Annotated in this window: 18 protein-coding genes and 1 riboswitch; of the genes, 10 read left to right on the forward strand and 8 right to left on the reverse strand. The window is 71.7% G+C overall.

What is annotated here, in order from left to right:
- Positions 1 to 107 precede the first annotated feature (107 nt).
- Positions 108 to 920 (forward strand): histidine phosphatase family protein, encoded by an 813-nt coding sequence (locus O1G21_RS15345; RefSeq protein ID WP_270144219.1) that lies wholly within the window; start codon positions 108 to 110, stop codon positions 918 to 920.
- A 7-nt stretch (positions 921 to 927) separates the two neighbouring features.
- On the opposite strand, the gene O1G21_RS15350 is transcribed toward O1G21_RS15345, so the two are convergent.
- A complete protein-coding gene (locus O1G21_RS15350) occupies positions 928 to 1,875 on the reverse strand; it encodes a helix-turn-helix domain-containing protein (RefSeq protein ID WP_270144221.1) in 948 nt (315 codons plus the stop codon).
- Between the two features lie 400 nt (positions 1,876 to 2,275).
- Between O1G21_RS15350 and O1G21_RS15355 the strand changes: the two genes are divergently transcribed.
- Complete coding sequence (locus O1G21_RS15355; protein WP_270144223.1) at positions 2,276 to 2,770, forward strand: GNAT family N-acetyltransferase; 495 nt, start codon at positions 2,276 to 2,278, stop codon at positions 2,768 to 2,770.
- Between the two features lie 10 nt (positions 2,771 to 2,780).
- Here O1G21_RS15355 and O1G21_RS15360 read toward each other — a convergent pair whose 3' ends face one another.
- From O1G21_RS15360 to O1G21_RS15370, 3 genes are all read right to left on the reverse strand, one after another.
- Positions 2,781 to 4,478, reverse strand: a complete 1,698-nt coding sequence (locus O1G21_RS15360; RefSeq protein ID WP_270144225.1) for an ArnT family glycosyltransferase — start codon at positions 4,476 to 4,478, stop codon at positions 2,781 to 2,783.
- Between the two features lie 160 nt (positions 4,479 to 4,638).
- Positions 4,639 to 5,730: a LamG domain-containing protein gene (locus O1G21_RS15365; RefSeq protein ID WP_270144227.1), complete on the reverse strand. Its 1,092-nt coding sequence runs from the start codon at positions 5,728 to 5,730 to the stop codon at positions 4,639 to 4,641.
- Positions 5,731 to 6,083: 353 nt separating this feature from the next.
- Positions 6,084 to 7,295, reverse strand: a complete 1,212-nt coding sequence (locus O1G21_RS15370) for a GH12 family glycosyl hydrolase domain-containing protein (protein ID WP_270144229.1) — start codon at positions 7,293 to 7,295, stop codon at positions 6,084 to 6,086.
- Positions 7,296 to 7,725: 430 nt separating this feature from the next.
- Between O1G21_RS15370 and O1G21_RS15375 the strand changes: the two genes are divergently transcribed.
- The 6 genes from O1G21_RS15375 (at position 7,726) to O1G21_RS15400 (ending at position 16,260) form a co-directional block, all read left to right on the forward strand.
- On the forward strand, positions 7,726 to 9,144 hold the full coding sequence (locus O1G21_RS15375) for a glycosyltransferase family 2 protein (RefSeq protein WP_270151003.1): 1,419 nt from the start codon (positions 7,726 to 7,728) through the stop codon (positions 9,142 to 9,144).
- 5 nt (positions 9,145 to 9,149) lie between these two features.
- Positions 9,150 to 10,214 (forward strand): glycoside hydrolase family 26 protein, encoded by a 1,065-nt coding sequence (locus O1G21_RS15380; RefSeq protein ID WP_270144230.1) that lies wholly within the window; start codon positions 9,150 to 9,152, stop codon positions 10,212 to 10,214.
- Positions 10,211 to 11,875, forward strand: a complete 1,665-nt coding sequence (locus O1G21_RS15385) for a glycosyltransferase family 39 protein (RefSeq protein ID WP_270144232.1) — start codon at positions 10,211 to 10,213, stop codon at positions 11,873 to 11,875. Before O1G21_RS15380 ends, O1G21_RS15385 begins: the two co-directional genes overlap by 4 nt.
- 72 nt (positions 11,876 to 11,947) lie before the next feature.
- A riboswitch (cobalamin riboswitch) is annotated at positions 11,948 to 12,080 on the forward strand.
- A gap of 193 nt (positions 12,081 to 12,273) precedes the next feature.
- Positions 12,274 to 14,679 carry a ribonucleoside-diphosphate reductase subunit alpha gene (locus O1G21_RS15390; protein ID WP_270151005.1) on the forward strand — a complete coding sequence of 802 codons (2,406 nt, stop codon included), beginning with the start codon at positions 12,274 to 12,276 and terminating at the stop codon, positions 14,677 to 14,679.
- Positions 14,679 to 15,695, forward strand: coding sequence for a ribonucleotide-diphosphate reductase subunit beta (locus O1G21_RS15395; protein WP_270144234.1), 1,017 nt, complete (start codon positions 14,679 to 14,681; stop codon positions 15,693 to 15,695). The genes O1G21_RS15390 and O1G21_RS15395 overlap by 1 nt, the downstream gene beginning before the upstream one ends.
- 82 nt (positions 15,696 to 15,777) lie before the next feature.
- A complete protein-coding gene (locus O1G21_RS15400; protein WP_270144236.1) occupies positions 15,778 to 16,260 on the forward strand; it encodes a hypothetical protein in 483 nt (160 codons plus the stop codon).
- A 3-nt stretch (positions 16,261 to 16,263) separates the two neighbouring features.
- Here the strand turns inward: O1G21_RS15400 and O1G21_RS15405 are convergent, their stop codons facing one another.
- On the reverse strand, positions 16,264 to 17,277 hold the full coding sequence (locus O1G21_RS15405; protein WP_270144238.1) for a protein-L-isoaspartate O-methyltransferase family protein: 1,014 nt from the start codon (positions 17,275 to 17,277) through the stop codon (positions 16,264 to 16,266).
- A gap of 375 nt (positions 17,278 to 17,652) precedes the next feature.
- Positions 17,653 to 17,925 carry a DUF397 domain-containing protein gene (locus tag O1G21_RS41795; RefSeq protein WP_405000649.1) on the reverse strand — a complete coding sequence of 91 codons (273 nt, stop codon included), beginning with the start codon at positions 17,923 to 17,925 and terminating at the stop codon, positions 17,653 to 17,655.
- Between O1G21_RS41795 and O1G21_RS15410 the strand changes: the two genes are divergently transcribed.
- A protein-coding gene (locus tag O1G21_RS15410) for an IS3 family transposase (protein WP_270144240.1) occupies positions 17,815 to 19,028 on the forward strand; the annotation gives its coding sequence in 2 pieces (ribosomal slippage) (positions 17,815 to 18,117 and positions 18,120 to 19,028; 1,212 coding nt in all). The two genes, O1G21_RS41795 and O1G21_RS15410, sit on opposite strands and share 111 nt — an antisense overlap.
- On the opposite strand, the gene O1G21_RS15415 is transcribed toward O1G21_RS15410, so the two are convergent.
- Both O1G21_RS15415 and O1G21_RS15420 read right to left on the reverse strand, forming a co-directional pair.
- Positions 18,971 to 19,180, reverse strand: coding sequence for a DUF397 domain-containing protein (locus tag O1G21_RS15415; RefSeq protein WP_333493459.1), 210 nt, complete (start codon positions 19,178 to 19,180; stop codon positions 18,971 to 18,973). The genes O1G21_RS15410 and O1G21_RS15415 overlap by 58 nt on opposite strands.
- A 29-nt stretch (positions 19,181 to 19,209) precedes the next feature.
- The gene (locus O1G21_RS15420) at positions 19,210 to 20,076 is read right to left on the reverse strand and encodes a helix-turn-helix domain-containing protein (protein WP_270151007.1); all 867 of its coding nucleotides are present in this window, start codon (positions 20,074 to 20,076) and stop codon (positions 19,210 to 19,212) included.
- Between the two features lie 95 nt (positions 20,077 to 20,171).
- Here O1G21_RS15420 and O1G21_RS15425 point away from each other — a divergent pair, with 95 nt between their 5' ends.
- Positions 20,172 to 20,447: a hypothetical protein gene (locus O1G21_RS15425; RefSeq protein ID WP_270144242.1), complete on the forward strand. Its 276-nt coding sequence runs from the start codon at positions 20,172 to 20,174 to the stop codon at positions 20,445 to 20,447.
- Positions 20,448 to 20,579 lie beyond the last annotated feature (132 nt).

A 20,579-nucleotide genomic window follows, 5' to 3' on the forward strand; every position in this document is an offset into this window, starting at 1 on the left:
TGGAGGAGGCGGCACGATCATATGCATGAACAGACGTGCACGCCGGGCACCACCAGACCGGACCGGCATCCGGCCGGAACCTGATCGACCACGGGGAGCGCGCGGCCATGGCAGAATCCGGCACCACCCTGAACGGCCAACACAAGTCCACCCAGCACCAAGCCATCCAGCACCCGCCCACGCTGACCGCCGTGGCCGCGAACGGCTCGGCGGCCACCCGGCTGCCGTCCGTGCTGATCGCCACCCGGCACGGCGAGTCCACCGCCAACGTCGAGTTCCAGCTGGCCGAGGCCGCCGGCGCGCTCAGCGTCCCGATCAGCTGCCGCGACGCCGACATCCCGCTGTCGCTGCGCGGCCGGCAGCAGGCCCAGGCGCTCGGCCGCTGGTGGGCCGCCCTGCCCAGCGCCGACCGCCCGCGCAGCGTCTGGTGCTCGCCGTACGTGCGCACCGCCGAGACCGCCCGGATCGCGCTCGCCCAGGCCGCCGGGCTCGGCGCCGTGCCGGTCACCCTGGCCGTCCGCTACGACGAGCGGCTGCGCGACCGCGAGCTCGGCGTCCTGGAGATGCTGCCGAAGGCCGCCATCGAGGCCAAGCACCCGGAGGAGGCCGCCCGGCGGCGCAAGATGGGCGAGCTGTACTACCGCCCGCCCGGCGGCGAGTCCTGGGCCGACGTCGCCCTGCGGGTGCGCAGCCTGCTGCGGGACGTCTGCGAGGAGGACGCCGGACGGCCCGTCCTGCTGGTCGCCCACGACTGCACGGTGCTGATGCTGCGCTACGCGCTGGACCGGCTCACCGAGCAGCAGCTCACCGCGCTCGAGCCGGTGCACAACTGCTCCACCAGCCTCTGGCGGGCCCAGGAGGGACGGCTGCGGCCGGACCGCTGGAACCAAGTCGACCACCTGCACGCCGGCGCCGGCTGACCGTCCGTCACACGTCCGAGAAACAGCGCCGGTAGGCCAGTGGCGTGGTGCCCAGCCGGCGCCCGAAGTGGTGCCGCAGCGCCGCCGCGTTGCCGAAGCCGCAGCGGGCCGCGATCGCGTCCACCGACTCGGTGGTCGACTCCAGCAGCCGCTGGGCCAGCAGCACCCGCTGCCCCACCAGCCAGCGGTGCGGGGTGGTACCGGTCTCCTGCTGGAAGCGCCGGGCGAAGGTGCGCGGCGACATGTGCACCCGGGCGGCCAGCTGCTCGACGCTCGCCTCCTGGTCCGGATGGTGGCGCAGCCAGTCCAGCAGCGGCGCCAGCGAGTCACCGCCGCCCTCGGGCAGCGGGCGGTTCACGAACTGCGCCTGCCCGCCCTCCCGGTGCGGCGCCACCACCATGCGGCGGGCGATCCCCCGGGCCACCTCGGCGCCCTGCACCTTGCGCACCAGGTGCAGGCAGGCGTCGATGCCGGCCGCCGTACCGGCCGAGGTGATCACCGGATCGTCGTCCACGTACAGCACGTCCGGCTCGACCACCGTGTCCGGGAAGCGCTCGGCCAGCTCGTCGCTGTGCCGCCAGTGAGTGGTGGAACGGCGGCCGTCCAGCAGCCCGGCCGCGCCCAGCACGAAGGCGCCGCTGCAGATCGACAGCACCCGGCCGCCGCCCGCCACCACCGCGCGCAGCGCCTCCAGCAGCGGCTCCGGGTACCGCTCGCGGATCCCCGAGGCGGTGACCACCGCCAGGTCCGCCCCGGCGAGGCGCTCCGGGCCGTACGGGACGTCCACCGCGAAGCCCGAGTGGGTCGCGTGCGGGCCCGGACGGGCGCCGGCCAGCGCGAAGTCGTACCCGGGCAGCCCGTCCGCGGTGCGGTCCAGGCCGAAGACCTCGCAGGCCACCCCCAGTTCGAACGGGTGGACCTCCTCCAGCACCACCGCGACCACGTTCTTCAGCATGCCGCCCAGGATGCCCCGACCGGCCGGGCCGGCGAAAGAGGCGGAGTGGCAGGATTTCGAGGCAACCCGGCATTCCTGCCACTCGTGGACACCCGGGCCGCCCGGCCACAGTGGTGGCCATGGACACCGACACCCTCGCCAGCGCACTCGGCCTGGTCGGCGCCGTCGGCGGCTTCGGCCTGCTCGGCACCCTGATCGGCCGCGAACTCTCCCGCGGCCCCGCCGCCGGCCGCGACAACCACCACCGCGCCGGCGGCTACCCGGCCGACCCCGCCCGCGCCGACCGGCTGTACGGCACCATGCCCGCCGCCTCGCTGCGCCCCTCCGCCGACCCGGCCGTGCTCCCGGTCCGCTCGACCCCCGAAATCAGGACCCCGCACGGCTCCGGCACACTGGCCCGATGGACTACCTCATCCGCCACGCCCTCCCCCAGGACCTCGAAGCGGCCGGCCGGATCACCGTCGACGCCTTCGTCGGCGACGGCTTCACCAGCCCGACCAGCGGCTACGTCGACCTGCTGCGCGACGCCGGGCGCCGGTCCCGGGAGGCCGAGCTCCTGGTCGCGGTCGACGCGGCGGACGAACGGGTCCTCGGCTGCGTGACCTTCGCCGTCGGCGGCACCGAGTGGGCCGACATCGCCACCCCGCGCGAGGGCGAGATACGGATGCTCGCCACCGCCGCCCTCGCCCGCGGCCGCGGCGTCGGCGAGGCCCTGGTGCGCGCCTCCCTCACCCGCAGCCGCGAACTCGGCCTGGCCGGGATGGCCTTCTCCACCCGCCCGGAGATGACCACCGCCCACCGCGTCTACGAGCGGGTCGGCTTCCGGCGCACCCCGGAGCGCGACTGGGCGCCGTACCCGGGGATGGACCTGATGGTCTACACCATGACCTTCTGAGCTCCTGCGGTCACGGCCGCTTGTCGTACCCCGGGGCCAGGTAGACGGTGTAGCGGCCGTGCTCGCCGCTCTTCACCACGGTGGCCACCCGGTAGCCGGCCGCCTTCAACGTCGGCTGGATCGCCCGGTCGGTGGCTCCGGTCTGGGTGAAGTCCAGGACCACCACCTTCCACTCGTGCGCCTCGATCCCGGCCTGGATGGCGGGCACCCCGTTCTGCGTCTGGCCGGTGGCCGGGTCCCGGCGGAACACCGCCACCAGGTCGTGCCACTGCTGCCAGTTGCTCTGCTTGCGCAGGTAGTAGGCGGGGACGTTGTAGTTCTCCACCAGGTAGCGGTCGTCGCCCTTGACCACGTACGGCTCCAGCGCGGCGACGAACTCCTTCGAGTTCGACCACTCGCCGAACATCTCCCGGCCCTGGGCCGCCCCCACCCAGGCCAGCGGGCCCACCACCAGGGCGGCGACGACGATCCCGGCCGTGACGTGGACGCGGCCGCGCAGCCACAGCACCGCGCGGGCCAGCAGTGCGCCCACCACGATGCACGAGAACCAGGCACCGAAGTCCACGTGCTTCTGCAGCGACAGCCAGGTGTGGATGCGGATCTGGTTCACCGGCGCCAGCAGACCGGCCACCAGCAGCAGCGCGGCCAGCCAGAACTCCGTCCAGGCCGCGCCGCCGCGCCGGCGCGCCGGCACCAGCTGCGCCAGCACCCCGACCAGCGCCACCACCAGCAGCGGGCCCACCCACCGGGCGGCCTCGCTCGCCACGTAGGAGTAGGCGTCATGGCCCGGGGCGCGCTGGAGCGTGGTGTGGTTGAAGCCGTCGACGTACCGCTGACCGGCCGCCAGGGCCGCGGCGCCGACCGCCACCGCGAAGGTCAGCAGCACCAGCAGCCCGCGCCGCCAGCGCGCCCAGGCGCGCACCGGGCCGCCCGTCCCGGCCAGCACCGCGATGCCGCACACCACCGGCACCCACAGCAGCGCGGCGTACTTGGTCGCACCCGCCAGGGCCAGCAGCAGCCCGGAACCCACCAGGCTCGGGTACCCACCGCCGGTGGTCAGCCGCACCGCCAGGTAGCCGGCCCAGGCGAGGATCGCCAGCGCCATCGCGTCGTAGGTGGCCAGCCCGCCCAGGAACTGGGTCGGGCCGAGCGCCGCGAAGGCCGCCGCCGCGCAGAAGGCCGCCGGCGAGCCGTGCAGCCGCCGGGTCGCCAGGTGGACGGCCACGGTCGCGGAGAGCATGAACGCCAGGCTGAGCAGCCGGGCGCCGTTCAGCCCGCCCACGAAGTCCGCCACCGCCACGACCACCGGGTAGATCAGCGGGGAGCCGGAGAAGAAGGTCTCGTACGTCGACACCGGAGTGCCGTGCCGCAGGTGGGCGATCTCCTGGTACCCGGAGTAGATGTAGGTGCCCTCGTCGATGAAGGCGGTGTTGCTGACGATCAGGTGGTACGAGAGCGCGCCCTGGACCAGCAGCACCGCCAGCAGCGGCAGCCAGTCGGCCCGCAGCGCCGGGCGGGCCGGGTGCGGCACCCGGGGCAGCAGCCCGGGCTTGCGCCGCCGCCGGTCGGTCGCGGACGGCGCCGGCACGGCCGCGGCCGCACGGTCGCGCTCGCCCAGCGCCACGCCCGCGCCCGGGCGGGCCCCGGCGGGGCCCAGGACGGGCTTGCGGGTGGACTCGGGCCGGATCCAGCGACCGTCCGCGCTCATCAGTGGTGCTCCTATCTGGGGCTCTGCCTCCGGATGCGCCCGAGGGCGCCCCACGCTCCGGGGCGTGCGTCAAGCCGCCCCGCACTGCCGTGGTGGCGGTGCGGGGCGGCTCTTCGTTCTCGGGCCGGACGGGTTCCGGGGCGATCGGCCCCGGGCCGGCTCAGCCGTTCAGCCAGGCGGCTGCCGGCGGGACCGACGGGGGCGAGCTCGGGCCCGCCACGATCTTGACGATGTCGGCCTCCGGCAGCACCTGGTTCCACACCTGGATGTCGGCCACCGCGCCGTGCCAGGGGTCGGCCCACTGCCCGTTCGAGCTCAGCCGCCCGACCTGCAGGTTGTTGTTGCCGGACGGCTGCACCCCGGCCGACTTGGCCGAGGACTGCGGGGCGCCGTTGACGTACAGGGTGAGCGTCTGCGACGAGTCGTCGTACACGCCGGTCAGCAGCACCCACTGGTTGACCGTCGCGTCGGCCTTGGACCAGGCGATCGCCGAACCGCCGCCCGGGATCTGGACCTTGAAGTACCACTGGTCGTGCCCGTTGTTGCCGGCCCGCCCCAGCGAGTACGCGTAGTACTGGCCGTCGCCCTGGCTGACCGCGCTGCGGTTGCCGTCCGGCTTGTCGACCAGCACCCGCGCGGAGACGGTGAAGCTCTTGCTCACGTCGACGACCTGGCCGGAGGTCGAGGCGAAGGAGTCCTGACCGCTGGGCAGCTTGAGGACCTGTCCGGAGAAGCCGCTCATCGTCCCCGGCTGGGCGTCGGCGCCCAGGTTCAGCGCCGGGCCCTTCTTGGCCGCCAGGGTGCCGACGGTCGGCGGGCTGGTGATGCCCTTGACCGGCGGGGCGCTGCTCGAGGCGGAGGACGGGCCGGGCGAGGTGGCGACGGGGCCCGGCTTCTTGTCGCCGTCCTTCTTGTACAGCCAGAAGCCCGCGCCGGCGCCGGCCACGACCACCACGGCGGTCAGCGCACCGATCAGCTTGAGCCGGCGGCCGCGCTTGGCGGACTTCTCGTTCTGCTCGGCCAGCGCCTCCCAGTCCGGGGTGCCGGACGAGGAGGCCGGCGGCGGGAAGCCGGACTGCTGCTGCCACTGCGGCGCGGGCTGCTGCGGCTGGCCCGGCTGCCCCGGCGCCGGGAAGGACTGCGGCGGCTGCGCCTGCTGCGCCTGCTGCGGGAACGGCTGCGGCTGCGGCTGCGGCTGCGGCGCCACCGGACCGGCCGCCACCGGCCCCGGCTGCACCGGCCCGGGCTGCACCGGCGCTGCTCCACCCGGCTGCGGCACCGGCGGCACCGGCTGCGAACGGGGCGTCATCTGCTGGGGTGGTTGGCCGGGCGCACCGGGCGGTGGCCCGAAGCCGGTCGCGGGGCCGAACGCACCGCTCGGAGACTGCGGTGGCACACCGGTGGCCGGAGCGGGCCCCCCGGCCGGTGCCTGCTGCGGTGGCGGGTAGGGCTGCCCCGGCTCGCCACTCGGTACCGGTCGATCGCTCATGGCCGGAATGCTAGGGCATCGGGCCGACCACTCCCATGGGGGGTGCGCGGACGAACCCCCCGGGGGCTGCGCGGACGAAGCGTCGATGCCGGCCCGGCCGGCGACGAACAGCCGCCTCACGCAACCCCGTTGTACGGGATCCGCCAACGCTGCGAGACCACGTCCGCGCACGTCCGCAGCTGCACCGCCGTACCGTCCGCCAGCGCACCGCCCGCGGTGCCCAGGCACAGGCCCGAGTCCTGGTGCATCAACCGCCCCCCGGCGGTGGGCACCCAGCGCTGCCCGGAGCCGCCGGTGCAGTCGGCCAGCGTGACCGAGGTCCGGTCGGCGCCCGGCACCAGACAGGCCGCTCCCCCGCGCAGCGAACCGTCGTTGCCCACCGTCCAGCTGGTCGACGAGCCCGGGTCGCCGCAGGCCCCGACGCTCACCACGGCGCCCCCCGGGCCGCCGCCGTGCCGCAGGCAGATCCCAGGAGCCCCGGCCGGGATCTCGCCGACCGGCAGGCCGACCCGGTTGTGGAAGGCGAACGACTCGCTGCGCAGGCCGGTGCCGCCGCTCCACACCTCGAAGCCCGCCTGCACCCGGCACAGGTAGGAGCCCTTGGGGACGTACCCGCGGGCCATCGCGTCGGCGGTGAACAGCCGCAGGTCGAGGGCCCGGGTGGTGTGGGTCGGCGTGGTGCGCACGTAGCTGATCACGCTGTGCGGGCCGGTGATCGGCGCCTGGAACACGTTGTACGCGGCGTCCCCGAACTGCTGGGCGTCGGCGACCTTGTCCCCGGCCGGGCGCACGCTGTCGGTGGAGTCCAGCCACACCATCAGCTCGGCGCTCTCGCCCGGCAGGCAGTTGTCCGGGCTGGAGCCGTACCAGAGGTCGAAGGACAGGTTGAAGGAGCCGCTCACCCGGCCGTTGGCGTCCCAGTCCGCGGTCGCGTCGCCGAGCGCGCTGACCGGCACCGGCAGGCCGCTCGCGCCGGGGGCGGTGGAGACGTTCGGGTAGGCGCCCGGGGCCAGCGGGTTCTTCGGGACGAAGTCGCGGATCTGGGACACCGTGAAGCCGGTGTCGTCCACCGGGTCCACGCAGATGGTTCCCGCGGTGTTCCACGGGTTCGGTTCGAGGACCTTCGACCCGCCGTCCAACGCCAGCTTGGGGAAGGGGTTCTGCGGGGTCGAGCACAGGCTCGCCGTCGACGCGGAGGCGGCCGGCGGCTGCTCCACCGCCCCGACCTGGCCGCTGCACCCGGCCAGCAGTGCGGTGACCGCACCGAACGCGGCGACCGCCCGCAGCCTCCGCGCGGCCCGCCGCACCCCACCGACCTCGATGTTCATCACGCTTCCGTCCTCGCCCCCTGGGCGGACAACCGTACACAAGTGCTCCGTCTGCACCTCCGTGCACATCACGATCGGAACTCGATATCGGTTCCGGATGGCCGACGGTAGAGGGGGGAGCGAATCGGCCACGACCGGTCCCGTACGATCCTGGCGTCCCCCGCGAGCCCGACCGACAACGGCCGACCGGCGGGGAAGGTTCAGATACAAGACGGCTTCCGGGGGAGTAGAGCACGTGACTGTCACCGAGAGCGCGCGACTCGCGGGCAGCGGTCAACCACCCGTCTCACGTCGCCGGAGCCGGCGCGACCCGGCCGCCCGCAACCAGTGGGGCCTGCTCCCCCAGCCGCCGGACAACACCGAGAAGTACCTCTACGCCCGCACCCACCTGTGGGTGCTGACCTGCTTCTCCCTCGTCAGCTTCGCCTGCATGGTGGCCAGCGAGATCGGGCTGCTCAAGGCGACGCCCTGGTTCCTCGTCTTCGTGCCCCCGCTCGCCTTCACCATCGTCTACTACCTGATATCCCGCTGGGTGCACGGCTTCAACGAGACCTTCGACCTCGCGGCGCACCGCAAGCTGGTCAAGTCCTGGCGGCCCGAGCGCTATCCGACCGTCGACGTCTTCCTGCCCGTCGCCGGCGAGCCGATCGAGGTCCTGCACAACACCTGGACCCACGTCGCCAGGCTGCGCGACCAGTACCCGGGCGAGGTCACGCCGTACGTCCTCGACGACAGCAACAGCCCCCAGCTCGCGCAGATGGCCGTCGACTTCGAATTCGTCTACGGCACCCGCGACAAGCTCGGCTGGTTCAAGAAGGCCGGGAACCTGCAGTTCGGCTTCCGCAACTCCGACAGCGACTACATCCTCATCCTGGACGCCGACTTCGCGCCCCGGCCGGACCTGCTGGACGAGATGCTCCCCTACATGGCGGCCAACCCCCGCCTCGGCATCGTCCAGTCCCCGCAGTTCTTCCGCATCCTCGACTCGCAGAACTGGATCGAGCGCGGCGCGGGCGCCGTCCAGGAGCTGTTCTACCGGACCGTCCAGGTCTCCCGGCAGCGCAACGACGGCGCCATCTGCGTCGGCAGCTGCGCGATATACCGGCGCGCCGCCCTGGAGGAGAACGGCGGCACCACGCTGATCGGCCACTCCGAGGACGTCCACACCGGCTTCGACCTGCGACGCCTCGGCTGGGACCTGCAGTACATACCCATCGCCCTGGCCACCGGGGTCTGCCCCGACAACGTCGGCGGCTTCTTCAACCAGCAGTACCGCTGGTGCACCGGCTCGATGAGCCTGCTCGGCAGCAAGAAGTTCTGGCAGACCAAGCTCCGGCCGGTCACCCGCGCCTGCTACCTGTCCGGGTTCTTCTACTACATCCACACCGCGCTGTTCACCCTCGTCTCGCCGCTCGTCCCGATCATCCTGCTGCTCGCCCGCCCCGACCTGGTCCGCTGGCAGAACACCGCGCTGGTGCTGCCCGGCCTGATCTACGCGACGGTGATCTTCCCGCTCTGGCACCGCAACCCCTACCGGCTGGAGGCCTGGGCCGCCCGCATGATGTACGGCTGGGCGCACGTCTTCGCCATCTGGGACATCGTGCGCCGCAACCGGATGGCCTGGCAGCCGACCGGCTCCAGCGGCGCCAAGAAGAACAAGACCCGCCGGTTCTGGCTCGGCGTGATCGTCTGGGGCGGCGGGACGGCCCTGCTCTGGGTCGGCACGAGCATCTGGCGGATGCTCACCATGGGCCCGCTGAACTTCGCCCTGGTCCTCGCCTCCGGCCTCTTCTACGCCACCATCGTCGGCCGGGTCCTCGTCCAGCCGCGCCCCACGGAAGCAGCGTGATCGCCATGTCCGCCCATCCCCGACGGGCCGGCCTGCTCCGTCGTCGACTGGCGCTCCCGCTGCTGACCGCCACCCTGCTGCTGCTCGCCGCCTGCGGCCCCGCCGACCCGGGCTTCGCCCTGCAGGACGACCTCGCCCAGGCCGCGCCGACCGCCACCGGCCCCGGCGCCACCCCGAGCACCCCCGCCAAGCCCAGGGCGCTGCCCACCGGCGTCCCGTACGACGTCACCCCGCTGCTCAAGCCGGGCCGCAAGTACCTCGGCGCCGCCCTGCCCGACGTGCCCGCCTCGATGGACGCGCTGCCCGGCTACACCGCCGCGATCGGCAAGCAGCCGAACATCCTGGAGTACTACGCCCACTGGAAGGGCGGCTTCGACACCGCCGGCGTGCGCCGGATCTACCAGGCCGGAGCCCTGCCCTTCATGGCCTGGGAGCCGTACGACCACTCGCTCGCCTCGATCGCGGCCGGCGACACCGACGACTACGTGCGCGGCGTGGCCAAGGCGGTCGCCAAGCTCGACCAGCCCATCGCCATCAGCATCGCCCACGAGATGAACGGCGACTGGTACCCGTGGGGCCGCAAGACCGCCAGCCCCCAGGACTTCGTCGCGGCCTGGCGCCACGTGCACGACCTGTTCGACCGGGCCGGCGCGACCAACGTGATCTGGGTCTGGAGCCCCAACATCACCGTCCCCGCGCCCAACACCCGCCTCGCGCCGTACTACCCGGGCGACGACTACGTCGACTGGGCCGGCATGACCGGCTACTTCACCAACGACAGCCCCAAGACCTTCGAGGCCCTGTACGGCGCGACGATGGCCGAGATCCGCACCTTCTGCAAGAAGCCCTTCTTCATCAGCGAGACCGCCGCCGAACAGGGCAGGCACCAGCGCGACTTCGTCGACCAGCTGTTCACCGGGCTGGAGGCGCACGACGACATCGTCGGCTTCATCTGGTTCAACATGATCAAGCGGGCGGACTGGCGGGTCGAGACCGTTCCGGACACCCTCGCCGAGTTCAAGAAGCGCGTGTCCGCCCCCCGCTACGGCTTCGACATCCGGAACCCATGATGAGCACAGAGCCCGAGTCCTCCCCCCAGCACCCCCTCGACGCCGAGCCGATCGCCCCCGATGGGGCCGCACCCCGCCGAGCCGCGGCCGTGGCCGTGGCCGTGGACAACCCCGACGGCGTCGAGCTGGCCCCGTACACCATCCCGCAGGTCCCCGCGATCGGCTGGGACCCGGCCTCCAGCCCCCGGCGGCGCTGGATCGCCCGCGGCCTGCTCGGCGCCGTCCTGGCCGTCCAGGCCGCGCTCTCGCTGCGCCTGCTCGCCGCCGCGCACCCCGACGAGGCCGCCGCCATGGTCGCCGGCCGCCAGCAGCTCGACCACCTCCTGCACGGCACCCCGGTCACCACCGACCTGCTCGACCGCGTCCCCGGCTCGCCGTGGCTGTACCCGCCGCTGGCCGGCGCCGCCGCGAACGCGGGCGGCATCTGGGGCACCCGGCTGCTCAGCCTCGGCTTCGGACTGCTCACCACGGTGCTGCTGTACTCGCTGACCCGGCGGCTGTTCAACGAACGGGTCGCCATCTGCGGCATAGCCGCCTACGCCGTGCTGCAGTCCACCGTCGTGGTCGGCTTCTACGGCGCCCCCGAGTCCCTCGCCGTCCTCCTGGTCGCCCTCACGGCCTGGCTCACGGTGCTCACCGCCCGGCGCTCACCGGCCCTGGTCCTGACCGCCGCCCCGCCCGCCGCGCTGGCCTGTGCCGTCGCGTACTCGGCGGTCCTGGCCGTCCCCGCCCTGGTCCTGCTGGCCCTCGCCTGCGCCTGGCCGCACCGCCGGCCCGGCCCGGCCGCCCTGCGCGCCCTGCTGCTGGCCGTCGGCACCGTCCTCCTGCTGCTGCCCTACGGCCAGTTGGGCAAGGTCGCGCACTGGTCCCCCGCGCACGGCAACGCCCCCGGCTCGGCCGGCTCCATCCTGCTCGGCACCCTCCAGTGGGGCGGACTGTTCACCGTCCTCGCGGTGGCCGGCACGATCTCGTACGCCCGCCGCGAGCAGATGACCGAACACGAGTCGCCCGAGGGCGAGCGCGCCGCCACCACCCGGGCGGGGCGGGTCCTGCTCGGCGCCGTGCTGACCGCCACCGCGCTGCTGATCCCCGCCGTCCACCTGTCGACCGGCACCTCCGGGGCGCTGTTCCGCCACCTCGGCTACGGCATGCTGCTCGCCACCCCGATCGCGGGGCTCGGCCTCACCCGGCTGGTCGGCGCCCACTTCCGCCACCCCCAGCTCGGCATCCTGGTCTGGGTCGCGCTGCTCGCCCTCGGCATGGAGCAGTCCGCCCTGCGCTACCAGAACGGGCCCGACTCCGGCCGCCTGCTGGCCGTCCTGCGGGCCCACGCCGTTCCCCAGGGCCACTACCTCACCGAGGTCGACGGACTCGCCGAGTACTACCTCGGCAGCGTCTCCAAGCCCGAACAGTGGGTCTCCGCGCGGGCCGGGACGGACTACCGCGACGGCGCCGGAATGCAGCACCACGGCGAGGACGGCAGCACCGCCGCGATCCGGGACGGCTGGTTCACCATGGTCGTCCTCGACAGCACCGCCCCGGAGGCCACCGACCGGGCGCTGAGCGCCGCCCTGACCGCCAGCGGGCACTACCGGCTGATCGCCCAATTCACCTCCCCGACCGGCGATTCGAGTACGTACAAGGTCTACCTGAAGCACTGACGGGCCGCCCAGCCCGTCGGCGCGCACGACACGACAGGCACAACATATGGTGCCGCCGCAGTCAGCCGGCACTACATGTATGCTCACTCCTGCTGTCGATGCAGGGGAACCCGGTGAGAGTCCGGGACTGCCCCGCAGCGGTGTGCGGGCGGCCCCAACAGCCGTACCCGCGAGTCCGAGTACCTGCCGGACAGCGTGCGCCACGGCCCTCCCGCAGAGGCCGCGCCGGCACTCAGCACCACCCCTCCGGGCCTCGCGGGCGGGCCGGGGAGACACCTCGCGCGACGCGTCCCCGCGTTCGCGCCGTGCTCCCCTGCCCAGATCGGCCCGGGTGACCCCGATCACGCCGCCGATCGCCGCCAGGAGAGAGCGCCTTGACCACCGCTGCCTCAGCCACCCTGCCCACCCAGGGCTCCGGTACCGCCTTCACCGACCCGACGGTCTCCGACCCCGGAGGCGCGCTGCTGCGGCTGCTCACCGACCGCAGCGCCGACCTCGCCGAGGTCGACCCCGGCCATGTCGCCGCCGCCGCGCTGCGCGGTCGCCACGCCGGCTCGGACTTCGCCGAGCTGCGCGGGCTGGCCGTGGACGCCGCCGCGTCGATGATCGCCGAGGACCCCCAGTACTCGAAGCTCGCGGCCCGCCTGCTCGCCCTGGAGATCGTCGACGAGGCGAACAGCCAGGGCTCGGTCTCCTTCTCCGCCTCGATCGCCGTCGGCCACACCGAGGGCCTGATCGGCGACACCACCGCGGCCTTCGTCGCCAAGCACGCCGCCGCCCTCGACGCCCTGATCGACACCGCGGGCGACGACCGCTTCGAGTACTTCGGCCTGCGCACCGTCCAGTCCCGCTACCTGCTGCGCCACCCGATCACCCGCAAGGTCATCGAGACCCCGCAGCACTTCCTGCTCCGCGTCGCCTGCGGCCTGGCGGTCGGCGACACCGAGCAGTCGGTGCGCGAAGTGGCCGAGCTGTACGGCCTGATGAGCCGCCTGGAGTACCTGACCTCCTCGCCGACGCTCTTCAACTCCGGCACCCGGCACCCGCAGATGTCCAGCTGCTACCTGCTCGACTCGCCGCTGGACAACCTGGACTCGATCTACAGCCGCTACGCGCAGATCGCCCGCCTGTCCAAGCACGCCGGCGGCATCGGCCTGTCCTACTCGCGCATCCGCTCGCGCGGCAGCCTGATCCGCGGCACCAACGGCAAGTCCAACGGCATCGTCCCGTTCCTGCGCACCCTCGACTCCTCGGTCGCCGCCGTCAACCAGGGCGGCCGCCGCAAGGGCGCGGCCTGCGTCTACCTGGAGACCTGGCACGCCGACATCGAGGAGTTCCTCGAGCTGCGCGACAACACCGGTGAGGAGGCGCGCCGCACCCACAACCTCAACCTGGCGCACTGGATCCCGGACGAGTTCATGCGCCGGGTCAACGCCAACGAGGACTGGTCGCTGTTCTCCCCGGCCGACGTGCCCGAACTGGTCGACCTGTGGGGAGCCGACTTCGACGAGGCCTACCGCAAGGCCGAGCTGGCCGGCAAGGCCGTGCGCACCATCCCGGCGCAGACCCTGTACGCCCGCATGATGCGCACCCTCGCGCAGACCGGCAACGGCTGGATGACCTTCAAGGACGCCTCCAACCGCGCCGCCAACCAGACCGCGCTGCCGGGCCGCACGGTGCACTCCTCCAACCTGTGCACCGAGATCCTGGAGGTCACGGACGACTCCGAGACCGCCGTCTGCAACCTGGGGTCGGTCAACCTGGGCGCGCACGTGGCTGCCGGGGCCTCTGCCGACGACCTGTTGGGTGCGATGGACTGGGAGCGCCTGGACGCCACCGTCCGTACGGCCGTCACCTTCCTCGACCGCGTGGTGGACATCAACTTCTACCCGACCACCGAGGCCGGCACCTCCAACTCCCGCTGGCGGCCGGTCGGCCTCGGCGTGATGGGTCTGCAGGACGTCTTCTTCAAGCTGCGGATCGACTTCGACTCGGCCGAGGCCAAGCAGCTGTCCACGCTCATCTCCGAGCGCATCATGCTCACCGCCTACGAGCGCTCCGCCGACCTCGCCGAGCAGCTGGGCCGCCACGAGGCCTACGGCGAGACCCGCGCGGCGCGCGGCGAGCTGCACATCGACCACTTCCCGACGGCCGCCCCCCAGTGGGCCGACCGCTGGACGGCCCTGCGCGCCCGCATCGCCGAGACCGGCCTGCGCAACTCGCTGCTGCTGGCCATCGCCCCGACCGCGACGATCGCGTCCATCGCCGGCGTGTACGAGTGCATCGAGCCGCAGGTGTCCAACCTGTTCAAGCGCGAGACGCTGAGCGGCGAGTTCCTGCAGGTCAACCCGTACCTGGTGCGCGAGCTCAAGGAACTCGGCGTCTGGGACCAGCAGACCCGCGACGCCCTGCGCGACGCCAACGGCTCGGTGCAGGAGTTCAACTGGCTGCCGGCCGAGGTCCGTTCGCTGTACCGCACGGCGTGGGAGCTGCCGCAGCGCGCGCTGATCGACCTGGCCGCGGCGCGCATGCCGTACCTGGACCAGAGCCAGTCGCTCAACCTGTTCATGGCGGCGCCGACCATCGGCAAGCTCAGCTCGATGTACGCGTACGCGTGGAAGGTCGGTCTCAAGACCACCTACTACCTGCGCTCGCGCCCGGCGACCCGCATCGCCCAGGCCGCCTCCGGCGCCGCCCGCGCCGCCGCGCCCGTGCCGGTCAACACCCCCGCCCTCACCCCGGAGCAGGAAGCCGCCATCGCCTGCTCCCTGGAGAACCCCGAGTCCTGCGAGGCCTGCCAGTAATGACTGCCGACGACCGCAAGATGCTGCTCGACCCCGGCTTCGAGCTGACCCTGCGCCCGATGCGCTACCCGTCGTTCTACGACCGGTACCGGGACGCGATCAAGAACACCTGGACCGTCGAGGAGGTGGACCTGCACTCCGACGTCGCCGACCTCGCCAAGCTCAGCGAGGGCGAGCGGCACATGATCGGCCGCCTGGTCGCCTTCTTCGCGACCGGTGACTCGATCGTCGCCAACAACGTCGTGCTGAGCCTCTACAAGCACATCAACTCCCCGGAGGCGCGCCTGTACCTGTCGCGCCAGCTGTTCGAGGAGGCCGTGCACGTCCAGTTCTATCTGACGCTGCTGGACACCTACCTGCCCGACCCGGAGGACCGCGCGGCCGCCTTCGCCGCCGTGGAGAACATCCCCTCCATCGCGCAGAAGGCCAAGTTCTGCTTCAAGTACATGAACGCGGTCGACCACATCGACTCGCTGCAGACCAAGGAGGACCGGCGGGCCTTCCTGCTGAACCTGATCTGCTTCGCCGCGTGCGTGGAAGGCCTGTTCTTCTACGGCGCGTTCGCGTACGTGTACTGGTTCCGGTCGCGCGGTCTGCTGCACGGTCTCGCGACCGGCACCAACTGGGTGTTCCGCGACGAGTCCATGCACATGGACTTCGCGTTCTCCGTGGTGGACACCGTCCGCGAGGAGGAGCCCGACCTCTTCGACGACGAGATGGCCAAGCAGGTCACGGAGATGCTGGAGGAGGCCGTCGAGGCCGAGCTCCAGTTCGCCCAGGACCTGTGCGGCGACGGCCTGCCCGGTATGAACACCGCGTCCATGCGCGAGTACCTCCAGGCGGTTGCCGACCAGCGACTCGCCCGCCTGGGCCTCCCGATCCGCTACGGGTCCACCAACCCGTTCGGCTTCATGGAGCTCCAGAACGTCCAGGAGCTGACCAACTTCTTCGAGCGTCGCGTGTCGGCGTACCAGGTCGCGGTCGAGGGCTCGGTGTCCTTCGACGACGAGTTCTAAGACAGGTCGTCCAGCGAACAGCGGAGCTGCCGAGATGGCAGCTCCGCTGTTCGCTACCCGGCGTTCAGGAGTAGCCCAGGCAATGCCCAAGCTCCAACAACGTGTGATCGAGGGCCCGTTCGGGCCGATACAGATCAGCCACGACCGCTGGCCGTCCGTCATCGCCCGCGTGCAGGGGGCGGGGATGCCCACCGTCACGGTGGTGCCCGACCGCGACCACGGCGCGATGAACATCAACGGGCACGACGTGCCGACCACCCGGGCCCGCAACCGCACCCGCACGGCTGTTGTCGGCGACCGCGCCTACGAGCTGAGGCCGACCAGCCTCCGCCGGGCCGAACTGCGCCGCAACGGCGTGCTCATCGCCCACGCCCGCGGCACCTACCGCTCGTACGCCCCGGGGAGCACCATCCCCGGCCTCGACGCCCGGGTGAACTGGTCCCAGGGCATCGACCCCACCGACGTGGCGGTCGGCCAAGCCATGCTCCTCGCCTTCGGCGCCGGCGCCCCGGGCGCGCTGCTGAGGTTCTGCCTGTTCTGGTACGACAACTTCGGCCCCAACTGACGCCTACGGAGCGAACTTCAGAGCGGGTTCGCGCAGCCACACCCACTGCTGCTCCGGAGTGACGGTGATCCCGTAGTCGTACGGCGTCGGCCGGTCGAGGGTCTCCCACTGCGACCAGGCGGTCAGCAACTCGTCCCCGATGCGGCGCGGGCCGCCTTGGTGCAGCACAGCACTGCCGTCGCCCCGCGCGGACAGGGCCGCCCACGAGGCGTTGCCGTCGTGGATCCAGGCGTTGACGCCGTCCTCGTCCCGGCCGGTGATCAGGATGGCGTCCGGGACGGCGACGCGCACCGCGAACCGCAGGTCCCAGTTGTCGGCGAGCGGGGCGAGGTCGCGTTCGACGATCCGCTCGGATTCCGGGTCGCCGGTGCCGCGCACCTGCGCGTAGCCGCCCGAGACCGGGACCGGCCCGGACCGGTCGGCCATGAACTGCCCGAGGCCCTGCACCCAGCCGCTCGCGGTACGCCCGTCGGCGGCCACCGTGAGCGCCACGTGCCCGAGCCGACCCCACGGGTAGACGATCCGCCCGCCTGGTTTGGCCGCCTCGATCCACTCGTACGGAACAGTCTCGACGGCGTAGGTCGCATGGATCCGGTCGAACGGGCCACCGGGCGGCACACTCCTCATGGCGTTGCCGACGAACACCTCGGCAGCCGCAAGCCGCTTGCGAGCGAGAACGGCAAGGCCTTCATCTATCTCGGTGGAGACGACCAAACCGGGCCCCGCGCGCCAGGCGGCGAGTGCACAACTCCAGCCCTGGCCTGTGCCGATGTCCCAAACCGTGTGGCCGGGCTCCAGCCTCAGACTGTCCAGCATGTCCGCCACCACCGAGGGCCCGGAGAGGCTCGATGAGGGAAGTCCATCGGTGACCTGGGTGACCGCCGCCGCATCCGGATCGGCGTAGAGCTCGTCCGCCCAGCCGGCCGGGTCGCTCGCACGGTCGACCGGCACGTACGAGTACCCGTCCCACCGCCACAACCGATCCGGCGCGAACGCATCACGAGGCAGCGCTGCCATGGCCTCACGGAGCCACGGCGAGTCAGCCGGCCACGCGCCCCGCTGCTCCATCACGGCGTCCATCCGCTCGCGGCGGTCAGCCAGGTCACCGCTCACTTCTTGTGCTTCCCGTCCCCCGGCGGCGGAGGCGGGACCTGCCCATCGGCGTTGCCCGGTGGTGGAGTTCCCTGCCCCGGGTCCGGCGGCGGCTTCTCGTGCTGCCCCATGCGTCGCTCCCTTCGGGTACGGACACGTTCGGGGCCCACCCTTGCGTGGCAGCAGCCCTCGATGCCAGACGCGCAAAGGCGCACCAGGGGCGCACACACCCGAGGCGCGCGCTGGCGAAGACGAAGGTGCCCCGCACGGCCACAGCCCGTGCGGGGCATCGCTGTTGGTTCAGAGGGACGGAAACTCACCACCCTTGACCCCGGCGAGGAAGGACGCCCACGCCTCAGCCGGGAAGAGCAGAGTGGGCCCATCCGGATCCTGGGCCTTCCTCCCGAAGTGTGGACACCCCGGACACTGGATCGCGGAGATCCAGAGGAAGAGGAGTCCCCCGTGGTGATGAAGGTGTACTCGCCGGAGTTCAAGGCGGACGCCGTGGCGCTGTACCTGTCGGAACCAGGACGCACGATCCGCTCGGTGGCCGATGATCTCGGGGTCAACCACGAGACCCTACGGAACTGGATCAGCGCCCACCGGGCCCGGCAGCGGGAGGGCGCCGAGAGCGTTCCGGCTGCCGGTTCGGGCGCCCCGATAGGCTCCGGCACCGTGTTGGAGCAAGAGAACAAGCAGCTCAGAGCCCGGATACGGGAGCTTGAGCTGGAGCGGGACATCCTGCGCCGGGCGGCGAAGTATTTCGCCGGAGAGACGAACTGGTGATGAGCCGCTTCCAGTTCGTTGAGGACCATCGAGACGCCTTCGGGGTGAAGCGGCTGTGTCGGGTGCTGGAGGTCTCGCGGTCCGGGTTCTACCGGTGGCTGGCCGCCGCGCCGGCCCGTGAGGCCCGCAGGCAGGCCGATGACGAGCTCGCCGATCGGATCCGCGCGATCCACGCCGAAACGGACGGCACCTATGGCAGCCCGCGGGTGACCGCCGAGCTGCGGCATGCCGGGCGCCGGGTCAACCGCAAGCGCGTCGAGCGGGTGATGCGCGAGCGGGGCATTGTCGGCGTGCACCTGCGCAGGAAGGTCCGCACCACTGTCCCCGAGCCCTCGGCGGTGCCGGTTCCGGACCTGCTGGGACGCGACTTCACCGCCGCTCGGCCGAACACCCGCTACGTCGGGGACATCACCTACCTCCCGATCGGCGACGGTCAATTCCTCTACCTGGCAACGGTGTTGGACCTGTGTTCCAAGCGCCTGGTGGGCTGGTCGATCGCCGATCACATGCGGACCGAGCTGGTCACCGACGCGCTCAAGGCGGCGGCCGCCGCCCGGGACGGAAGCCTGGACGGCGCGGTCTTCCACAGCGACAACGGGTCCCAGTACGTGTCCAAGGAATTCGCCGACATCTGCCGGGAGTTGGGCGTCACCAGGAGTCGCGGCGCGGTCGGTACGAGCGCGGACAACGCCGCCGCCGAGGCGTTCAACGCCACGCTGAAACGGGAGACCCTCCAAGGCGCGAAGCGTTGGCCTGGAGCCCGCGCCGCCCGCCTGGCGGTCTTCCGCTGGATCACCCGCTACAACACCCGCAGGAGGCACTCCGCGCTGAACTACCTCAGCCCGATCGAGTTCGAACAACGATCAGTTACGCTGGCACTCGCCGCATAGCACTGGTGTCCACACCTCGGGGGGAGCCCCCCCTTGGAGTCTCGGACGGCCATCCCGTTCGACGCAAGGCGACCGGTCTCCACGCAATCATTCGCCTGAGCGCTGTAGCTGCTCTTGTACCAAGCCCGAACAGCCATCTCCGGTAGGGCCATTGCGCTCACACCTCTGTCTAGTCTCGTGCTCACATCTCTGCCGCGATTGCGGAGATCATATCCAGCGAGTTCGCAGGGTTCAGGGCCGAAGACCGGAGGTACTCGAAGACCAGACCATATCCGTCCAGCTCTGCTTGCTGCTCCATGTAGTGGCTGCTCGTCAGGGTCTCCAGGAAAACGGCCCCAGGATTCGGCGAGTCGGTGAACCCGAACATCACGAACGCTCCGCACGCACCAGCCGTGGCGCCGAAATCCAACGGAACAACCTGCAAGGTTACGTTCGGAAGCTGTGCAACCACGGCGAGGTGATCAAGCTGCGCTCGTTGGACATTCCTGCCTCCGACGAGACACCTGAGCACAGGCTCCCAGATGATCGCCCAAAATCTGGCCGGGTCAGGCCTGGAGAGAACCTCCTTCCGCTCCATCCGAATCTTGACGAGTTGATCGATGCGTTCCGGGCGAACAGCAGCCGGGTTGGCCTCCAGTACCGCGCGGGCATACTGCTCGGTTTGCAACAGTCCCGGCACGACCATCGATTGCCATGTGCGGATGTACCGGGCATCCCCTTCGAGTCCCAGGAAGTCCGCATAGGCCGACGGAATCGTGTCGCCGTAGTCGTGCCACCATCCGCGCTTCTTGCTATCCCTGGACAACTCCTCAAGAGCACTACGTTCATTCCCACTCACGCCGTACAGATCCAGCAAGACCCCCAGGTCCAGGCGCCGAACGCCCGACGCTCCGGTCTCTATGCGGCTGATCTTGGCGCGGGAGCACGCAAGCGCCTTCGCTGCGTCTTCGGTGCCCTTGCCCGCAGCTTCGCGGAGACGGCGAAGCTCCGAGCCGAGCCGGCGAGCACCCTCACCTCCGAGAGCGGCCGAGGCCTGTTCCTCGTCCAGGAGTTGGCCTCCGAGTGGGGCTGCTGCCCGCGCCGGGGCGGCATCGGCAAGTTCATCTGGTGCCACATCACCGCCTCCCCCGAGGCGGCCGCCGCGTGAGCGCCGTCCGGGCCGAGATCTCCGGCATCATGCTGCCGACCGTCTTCCCCAGCCTCGACCACGCCCTGCCCGTCCTCTGGGACCAGGTCCGCCGGCGCCCGATCCGCGAGGCCCACCGGGACTTCATCCGCCTGTGCATCGGCCCCGGCGGCGGCGACGGCGTCGCCCACTGCCTCGCCCGTGGCGGCCGCTGGTCCGTCACCCTCTACATCGGCGACATGACCGACTGGACGGCCCACCCGATCACCATCACCACCCACCCGGCCCCTTGAACTCGTCGTCCCCCGCTCGGCATTCACGCCGGGCCGGGGACGGCCACACCCGCTCCCGGTGATCTTGTCGGGCACCCTGAGCACCCCCACCGACACCAAGTCCCCGGTCAGAGCTCGGGGTCACCTCAGGGG

The organism is Kitasatospora cathayae, from assembly GCF_027627435.1.
Classification (GTDB): domain Bacteria; phylum Actinomycetota; class Actinomycetes; order Streptomycetales; family Streptomycetaceae; genus Kitasatospora; species Kitasatospora cathayae.